This is a genomic window from Inquilinus sp. (assembly GCF_057815775.1).
The window spans coordinates 1-6,972 of the sequence record NZ_JBYRFX010000747.1; the positions used below are offsets into that span (position 1 = coordinate 1).

A 6,972-nucleotide genomic window follows, 5' to 3' on the forward strand; every position below is an offset into this window, starting at 1 on the left:
GGGCAGCATTTAGGTAGCTGTCGAGGTGCAAAACCCGTAGCGTGTTAAATCCCACAAGAGCCAGTCAGGTCAGGATTTGATTCTCCCAGTATTAGACCCCAGAATACATCAGAGACGTATCATCTAGGCCTGCATAAAGCATTGTGCTGAGTGCAAACACTGAGCCTGATTACCTTGCAGCTCAGTGACGGAAGTGGAGAGCTTGGAGAGGTCCCAGCCCCCGCATGCGCTAGGCTGGATTGTCTCGTGCCGTCCGGCTGTCCGGTCCGGTGATGAGGTCGCCGATCAGGAAAACCATCATGACCCAGCGCGCGCATCAGACCATGGTCCTGACCCCGGAGGAGGAGAAGCTGCTGCACGACCTGCGGCGGCAGAAGCCGAGCCGGGCGCGCAAGCCGGTGCCCGAGGCCGGGACCTTCGGCCAGAAGCTGGCGGACAGTGTTGCCGAGACGGTCGGGTCCTGGTCGTTCATCGTGATCCAGAGCGTCCTGCTCGCGCTGTGGATCGTGCTGAACCTGGTCGGCTGGATCCAGGCCTGGGACCCTTATCCCTTCATCCTGCTGAACCTGGCGCTGTCGTTCCAGGCCGCCTATTCGGCGCCGATCATCATGATGAGCCAGAACCGGCAGGCCGCGATCGACCGGCGGAACGCCGAGGGCGACTACCGCATCAACATCAAGGCGGAGCTGGAGATCGAGCAGTTGCACCAGAAGATCGACCTGCTGCGCGAGCAGGAGGTGGTCCGCCTGACCCGCGCAGTGGAACTGCTGCTGCAGCGGCTGGACGCGGCGGAAGGGCAGGGCGCTACGCCCCCGGCTCCGACGGCCTGACGTCGGCTCAGCGGCGCGAAGCCTATTCGCAGCGCATCAGTTCGACGAGCGGCTCTTCGAACGGTGACTCCCATCGTTGCGCGAGATAGGCATAGCGCTCCGGCCATGCCTCTCTCACGAAACCGCCTTCTTCCATCAGCCGTTGCCGAACCTCGGATTTCCAGAAGTGAAAGCAACGGTCCGGCGGGATCCGGGCGACCACCTCATGGAAGTCGTTTGTGATCCAAAGGTGAATGCCGGCTGGAGCATCTTTGAAGAGATGCTTCAGCTCTTCGGACGAGAGCTGGCCACCGATCCGCCTCGGCAGGGCAAGTCCCAGCGCATGGCACGTCTGCTCGATCGTCTGACGCATGTCCCGACATCCTTCGGTGACCACGACCTGAGAACGATGACGCCGCTCCGGTTCCGGCTCAGCGAGGGCGGCGGCGCTCGGCGAAGTGCCGTTCGGCGCGGGCCTCGGCATAGCGCCGGTCGGCCTGGGCCTTGACCTCGGGCCAGCGCGAGGCGGCCTCGGTGCTGCTCATCTTGCCGTACAGCGACATGTAGGCTTCGTGGTGCATCAGCGTGCGCGGCTTCTCGGTCGCCTGCCAGGCTTCGAGATGCCAGGGCTCGCCGGTGTCCTGCAGGGCGCCGGTCGTAGCGTAGATCTGGGCGTCGACGCGGCTGCCATCGGCCAGCGCCACGGTCACCTGCTGCAGCGCGTAGTCGTCGCTCTCGAAGAACTGCATCCGCTCCATCTCGGCGGTGCTAAAGCCCTCGACCAGCAACCCTTCGACCGCGCCGTCCGGCTGCGGCACCAGGATCGGGTAGCTCTCACCCCGCACCTTGTGGCGCTGCCGCCCGGGCAGGGCTGCGGGCCGGGTCGGAAAGTCCGCCATCGGCCGGCCGATCACCAGCGCGAATAGCTCTGGGTCCAGGAGCGTGCCGAAGAAGAACAGGCGCATCGGTCGTTTCCTTTCCGGACCGGGCGGCCGCCGTTGTTCCCTGGCGTGACCCGAAATTGCTGAAGCAGGGGGCGCAATTTGATCCTGCCGTGCTGAAAGTCAAGGCGATTTACCGCCAGTTCATTGGGCTGCCAAATGCGGGTTTTCGACGCCGTCTCAGGGGGTTTTGCGGTTTTGCTGTAACCCGGTGGCAATTGGATATATATCTTTATGTCGCGGCCATCATCGGCCACCAACAGAGACTTTGGGGGCAGCGGATGTTTCAGGAATTCAAGTCCTTCATTGCCCGCGGCAATGTCATCGACTTGGCTGTCGGTATCATCATGGGCGTGGCCTTCGGTTCGATCGTCACATCCCTGGTCAACGACATCATCATGCCGCCGATCGGCGTGTTGCTCGGCGGTGTCGACTTCTCGAGTTACTTCATTAACCTGACGTCGACCCATTACGACACCCTGGCTGCGGCCAAGGCTGCCGGTGCGGCGACGATCAATTACGGCGCCTTCATCAACGCCATCATCAACTTCCTGATCGTGGCCTTCGCGATCTTCCTGCTGGTGAAGCAGGTCAACCGTTTCATGAAGAAGCCGGAAGCGGCGCCGGCCGCGCCGCCGCGCAGCGAAGTGCTGCTGCAGGAAATCCGCGACGCCCTGCGCGCGCCGCGCTGAGCCGTATGCACCCATCCTGTCATGCCCGGACTTGATCCGGGCATCCAGAGGATGTCGACAGCCTCTGGATTGCCGGGTCAAGCCCCGGCAATGACAAAAACGGGGAAGGGCCGGCCTGGTCTTCGTGACCAGCCGGCCCGACTTCGTTCAGTAGTTCAGCTTGATCTCGACGCGGCGCTCGCCGACGGTGACGCCGGGCAGCGCGCCGGCATCGCCATGGCCTTCGACGCGATGGATCAGGGTCGACGGCACGCCGTCGGCCACCAGCGCCGCGGCCACCGTCTCGGCCCGCTTGACCGACAGCGCCTCATGGGTGTCGCGCGGGCCGGCGGTCCCGGCGAAGCCGTCGACACTGATCGACTTCGGGTTCCAGTTCTTCGCTTCCGCCGCCGCATCGGCGATCAGCTTCTGCGCGGCGGGCGTCAGCGTGGCGCTTTCATCCTTGAAGAAGATGCCGTAGGCGCCGCCCGCCTTGGGGGCGCAGGCGGCCAGGACGGCGATGGCGGCCAGGGCCAGGAGCGCACGACGGCTTGCAATCGGCATGATCGACCTGTTCAGTTTTGTTGTTGGTCGGGAAGCATTGCCTGACCCGCCTCGCCGATGGAAGCGGTTCCGCCCCGTCCCGCTGTAAAAAATGGCTGATCTCAACCGTTTTTGCCGGCCGGCTCGACCACGCCCTGTGCCAGCAGCGCATCCAGCAGCCCTGCCGCGGCCGGATCGGCCCAGGCGGCCTTGGCCTGGTCCGCCGCCAGCCGGCCGTCGCCGCACAGACTCACCGCCGTTTCGGCCGCGACGCCCGCCGGTGCCGGATGAGATTCGCCGTCGGCGAACAGGGTGACATCGGCGCCGTCGCGGGCGAAGGCCAGGCGGCTGCCGATCGCGCGTTTCAGCGCGCCGGACGGGCGGCGCTTGCGCGGCGGCGGCGCCTCGCGCTCCTCCTTCGGCTCGGTCAGCAGCCCGCCCAGCCATCCCGCCAGGAAGCGCCGGTCGTCCAGCTTCGCCGCCAGCAGGGCGCGCACCCGCTCGATCGCCGCATCCGGGATCTCGCCGGGGTTGCCGGGCGGCACCAGGTCGGGGTCGGCATAGCGTCGCTCATCGCCATCGACATCGCCGATGGCGGCGGCGAAGCGGCCGGCCAGCTCGGCCACCCCGGGCGCGCGGAAACCGATCGAGAAGGTCAGGCAGTCATCCTCGGCGACGCCGTCATGGGCCCAGCCCGGCGGCAGGTACAGCATGTCGCCCGGCTCCAGCACCCATTCCTCGGCCGGGGTGAAATCGGCCAGCAGCCGCAACGGCTGGTCCGGCAGCCAGGCCGGCCGGATCTCGGCGGCACCGCCGATCCGCCAGCGCCGCCGGCCGAGGCCCTGCAGCAGGAACACGTCGTAGCGGTCGACATGGGCGCCGACGCCGCCGCCCGGCGGGGCGTAGCTGACCATGACATCGTCCAGCCGCCAGTCCGGCACGAAGCGGAAGCGGTCGCGCAGCGCCGCCACCTCCGGCTCCCACAGATCGACGCCCTGGACCAGCAAGGTCCAGTCCTGCGCCGGCAGCTTGCCGAAATCGGCCTCGTCGAACGGGCCGTGCCGCACTGCCCATTTGCCGCGGCGGCGGGTGACCAGCCGGCTCTCGACCCCATCCTCGCAGGCCAGCCCGGCCAGCTCGTCCGGCGTGATCGGGCTGGTCCAGCCCGGGATCGCCTGGCGGATCAGCAGCGGCGTCTTCTGCCAGTGGCGGGCCAGGAATTCGGCGGCGGACAGGCCGCCGAGCAGGGGATCGGTCATGGGTGCGGCGGTTCGGTCATGGTGACGATGGGCGCGCACTGTACCGGGTCGATCCGTCCTCGCCCAGCGGCACCTCCGCCGTGCTAGCATCCGCTCCAATCAGACACCGGAGGATGTCATGAGTGCGAATGATCCCGTCGTCATCGCCGGCGCGGCCCGGACCCCGATGGGCGGCTTCCAGGGCGAGCTCAGGGATGTGCGTGCGCCGCAACTCGGCGCCGTCGCCATCCGTGCGGCGCTGGAGCGCGCCGGCCTGGCCGCCGATGCCGTCGACGAGGTGGTGATGGGCTGCGTGCTGCCGGCCGGGCTGGGCCAGGCGCCGGCGCGCCAGGCCGCCCGCGGCGCCGGCCTGCCCGATGCGGTGCCCTGCACCACGGTCAACAAGATGTGCGGCTCCGGCATGAAGGCGGTGATGCAGATCCACGACGCCATCGCCGCCGGGTCGATCGGCATCGGCGTCGCCGGCGGTCTCGAAAGCATGACCAACGCGCCCTATCTGCTCGACCGCGCCCGCAGCGGCTATCGCATGGGCCATGGCCGGGTGCTGGACCACATGTTCCTCGACGGGCTGGAGGACGCCTATGAGCCGGGCCGGCTGATGGGCACCTATGCCGAGGACACGGCGCGGCACTACCAGTTCACCCGCGAGCAGCAGGACCAGTTCGCCCTGACCAGCCTGGAGCGGGCGCGCAAGGCGGCGGAGGACGGCACCTTCGCCCGTGAGATCGCGGCGGTGACGGTGAAGGGCCGCGGCGGTGAGACGCTGCTGTCGACCGACGAACAGCCGCGCACGGCCCGGCCGGAGAAAATCCCGACGCTGAAGCCGGCCTTCCGGCCCGACGGCACGGTGACCGCGGCCAATTCCAGCTCGATCTCCGACGGCGGCGCCGCGCTGGTGCTGCTGCGCCGGTCGGAGGCGGAGCGGCGGGGCCTGCCGGTGCTGGCCGAGATCCGTGGCCATGCCAGCCACGCCCGGGCGCCGGCCTGGTTCACCACCGCGCCGATCGGGGCGATGGAGACGCTGTTCGCCAAGACCGGCTGGGCGGCCGGCGATGTCGACCTGTTCGAGATCAACGAGGCCTTTGCGGTGGTCACCATGGCGGCGATGCGCGACCTCGACCTGCCGCACGACAAGGTCAACGTCCATGGCGGCGCCTGCGCCCTGGGCCACCCGGTCGGCGCGTCCGGCGCGCGCATCCTGGTCACCCTGTTGAACGCGTTGCAGACCCATGGGCTTAAGCGCGGCGTCGCCGCCCTGTGCATCGGCGGCGGCGAGGCGACGGCCGTGGCGATCGAGCGGGTGGCGGCCTGACGGGAAGCTTCGTCCCCGCTTCCCGTCCGTCATTCCCGCGAAAGCGGGAATCTCCCGCCGGTCGAACGGTCGTGAGATCCCCGCTTTCGCGGGGATGACGTCCGAATGTGGAACGACGCTGGCGAAGTCCGTCCTACTTGGCCTCCGCCTTCCCCGCCACCTCGGCCTCCGGCACCTCGATCAGCCGGCCGCTGGTGACGTCGTCGATGTAGCCGTGGATCGGGATGTCGCGCGGTACCAGCCGGTGGCCGCGGATGCGGCGGACATCCTCGGTCACGCTGGCGGCCTGGTCGCGGATGGTCAGCCAGTTGATGTAGTGGCCATCGGGGGCGCCATGCGAGTGATCGTGCCCGGCATGGTCATGGCCGGGGTTGCGCCAGCCCTCGGCGGTCAGCTGCGCGGTGTCCAGGCTGTCGTCCAGCAGGTCGGCGATGACCTCGCCGGTGAACAGCTCCATACCGCAATTGGTGTGGTGGATGACGAACCACTCATTGGTGCCCAGCAGCTTGTGCGAGATCACCAGCGACCGGATGGCGTCGTCGCTGGCCCGGCCGCCGGCATTGCGGATGACATGGGCGTCGCCCTCGGCCAGCCCGGCATATTTGGCCGGGTCCAGCCGGGCATCCATGCAGGTCAGGATGGCGAAGCCGCGGCCGGGCGGCAGCGGCAGCTTGCCCTTGTCCCCGAATTCGGCGGCGTAGGAGTGGTTGGCGCGCAGGACCTCGTCGACGATCGTGCTCATGGCATGCCTCGCGTGGCGGCTCGGCGTTCATGGCGAGTGTAGAATATTCCGGTACCCGCGTATATCGGCGTGAATTATTCGGCGGCCGGCTCGATCACCTCGTGGTGCTGCCGGCGCCACAGCGCGGCGTACAGGCCGTTGCGGGCCAGCAGCACGGCGTGGGCGCCGCGTTCGGCGATCCGGCCGCGGTCCAGCACCAGGATCTCGTCGGCATGCACCACGGTCGACAGCCGGTGGGCGATGATCAGGGTGGTGGTGCCGCGCGACGCCTCGGCCAGCCGCTCCTGGATCGCCTGCTCGGTGGCGCTGTCCAGGGATGATGTGGCCTCGTCGAAGATGAAGAGCCGCGGCTGCTTCAGCACGGCGCGGGCGATGGCGACGCGCTGCTTCTCGCCGCCCGACAGCTTCAGCCCGCGCTCGCCGACCAGCGTGTCCCAGCCATCCGGCAGCCCGGCGACGAAGCGGTCGAGCTGGGCGATGCGCGCCGCGGCCTCGACCTCCTGATCCGTCGCGTCCGGCCGGCCGAAGGCGATGTTGTCGCGCAGCGTCTCGTTCAGCAGCACCGTGTCCTGCGGCACCACGGCGACGGCGCCGCGCAGCGACGCCTGGGTGAGGTCGCGCAGATCCTGCCCGTCCAGCAGGACGCGGCCGGCGCTGGGGTCGTAGAAGCGGAACAGCAGAAGGGCGAAGGTCGA

9 protein-coding genes are annotated in these 6,972 nt (G+C 68.3%); 3 read left to right on the forward strand and 6 right to left on the reverse strand.

What is annotated here, in order from left to right:
- Positions 1-299 precede the first annotated feature (299 nt).
- Complete coding sequence (locus AC3XYG_RS26220; RefSeq protein WP_489142817.1) at positions 300-830, forward strand: DUF1003 domain-containing protein; 531 nt, start codon at positions 300-302, stop codon at positions 828-830.
- Positions 831-852: 22 nt separating this feature from the next.
- On the opposite strand, the gene AC3XYG_RS26225 is transcribed toward AC3XYG_RS26220, so the two are convergent.
- Positions 853-1,182, reverse strand: coding sequence for a hypothetical protein (locus AC3XYG_RS26225; protein WP_489142818.1), 330 nt, complete (start codon positions 1,180-1,182; stop codon positions 853-855).
- A 58-nt stretch (positions 1,183-1,240) separates the two neighbouring features.
- Positions 1,241-1,774 carry a gamma-glutamylcyclotransferase family protein gene (locus AC3XYG_RS26230; protein ID WP_489142819.1) on the reverse strand — a complete coding sequence of 178 codons (534 nt, stop codon included), beginning with the start codon at positions 1,772-1,774 and terminating at the stop codon, positions 1,241-1,243.
- Between the two features lie 56 nt (positions 1,775-1,830).
- Between AC3XYG_RS26230 and mscL the strand changes: the two genes are divergently transcribed.
- Positions 1,831-2,442 carry a large conductance mechanosensitive channel protein MscL gene (gene mscL / locus AC3XYG_RS26235; RefSeq protein WP_489142820.1) on the forward strand — a complete coding sequence of 204 codons (612 nt, stop codon included), beginning with the start codon at positions 1,831-1,833 and terminating at the stop codon, positions 2,440-2,442.
- A gap of 147 nt (positions 2,443-2,589) precedes the next feature.
- On the opposite strand, the gene AC3XYG_RS26240 is transcribed toward mscL, so the two are convergent.
- Both AC3XYG_RS26240 and AC3XYG_RS26245 read right to left on the reverse strand, forming a co-directional pair.
- Positions 2,590-2,985, reverse strand: a complete 396-nt coding sequence (locus AC3XYG_RS26240; RefSeq protein ID WP_489142821.1) for an OmpA family protein — start codon at positions 2,983-2,985, stop codon at positions 2,590-2,592.
- Positions 2,986-3,086: 101 nt separating this feature from the next.
- A complete protein-coding gene (locus tag AC3XYG_RS26245; RefSeq protein WP_489142822.1) occupies positions 3,087-4,223 on the reverse strand; it encodes a cupin domain-containing protein in 1,137 nt (378 codons plus the stop codon).
- 118 nt (positions 4,224-4,341) lie between these two features.
- Between AC3XYG_RS26245 and AC3XYG_RS26250 the strand changes: the two genes are divergently transcribed.
- Complete coding sequence (locus tag AC3XYG_RS26250) at positions 4,342-5,535, forward strand: acetyl-CoA C-acyltransferase (RefSeq protein WP_489142823.1); 1,194 nt, start codon at positions 4,342-4,344, stop codon at positions 5,533-5,535.
- 133 nt (positions 5,536-5,668) lie between these two features.
- Here the strand turns inward: AC3XYG_RS26250 and AC3XYG_RS26255 are convergent, their stop codons facing one another.
- Both AC3XYG_RS26255 and AC3XYG_RS26260 read right to left on the reverse strand, forming a co-directional pair.
- Entirely contained in the window at positions 5,669-6,277 is a 609-nt protein-coding gene (locus AC3XYG_RS26255; RefSeq protein WP_489142824.1) for a beta-class carbonic anhydrase, read from the reverse strand.
- Between the two features lie 74 nt (positions 6,278-6,351).
- On the reverse strand, positions 6,352-6,972 hold a 621-nt coding region (locus AC3XYG_RS26260), incomplete at its 5' end, for an ATP-binding cassette domain-containing protein (protein WP_489142825.1).

Coding starts and splice junctions, on each gene's coding strand:
- AC3XYG_RS26255 (WP_489142824.1), bottom strand. CDS start 6,277: ATGAGCACGATCGTCGACGAGGTCCTGCGCGCCAACCACTCCTACGCC.
- AC3XYG_RS26240 (WP_489142821.1), bottom strand. CDS start 2,985: ATGCCGATTGCAAGCCGTCGTGCGCTCCTGGCCCTGGCCGCCATCGCC.
- AC3XYG_RS26220 (WP_489142817.1), top strand. CDS start 300: ATGACCCAGCGCGCGCATCAGACCATGGTCCTGACCCCGGAGGAGGAG.
- AC3XYG_RS26225 (WP_489142818.1), bottom strand. CDS start 1,182: ATGCGTCAGACGATCGAGCAGACGTGCCATGCGCTGGGACTTGCCCTG.
- AC3XYG_RS26230 (WP_489142819.1), bottom strand. CDS start 1,774: ATGCGCCTGTTCTTCTTCGGCACGCTCCTGGACCCAGAGCTATTCGCG.
- AC3XYG_RS26250 (WP_489142823.1), top strand. CDS start 4,342: ATGAGTGCGAATGATCCCGTCGTCATCGCCGGCGCGGCCCGGACCCCG.
- AC3XYG_RS26245 (WP_489142822.1), bottom strand. CDS start 4,223: ATGACCGATCCCCTGCTCGGCGGCCTGTCCGCCGCCGAATTCCTGGCC.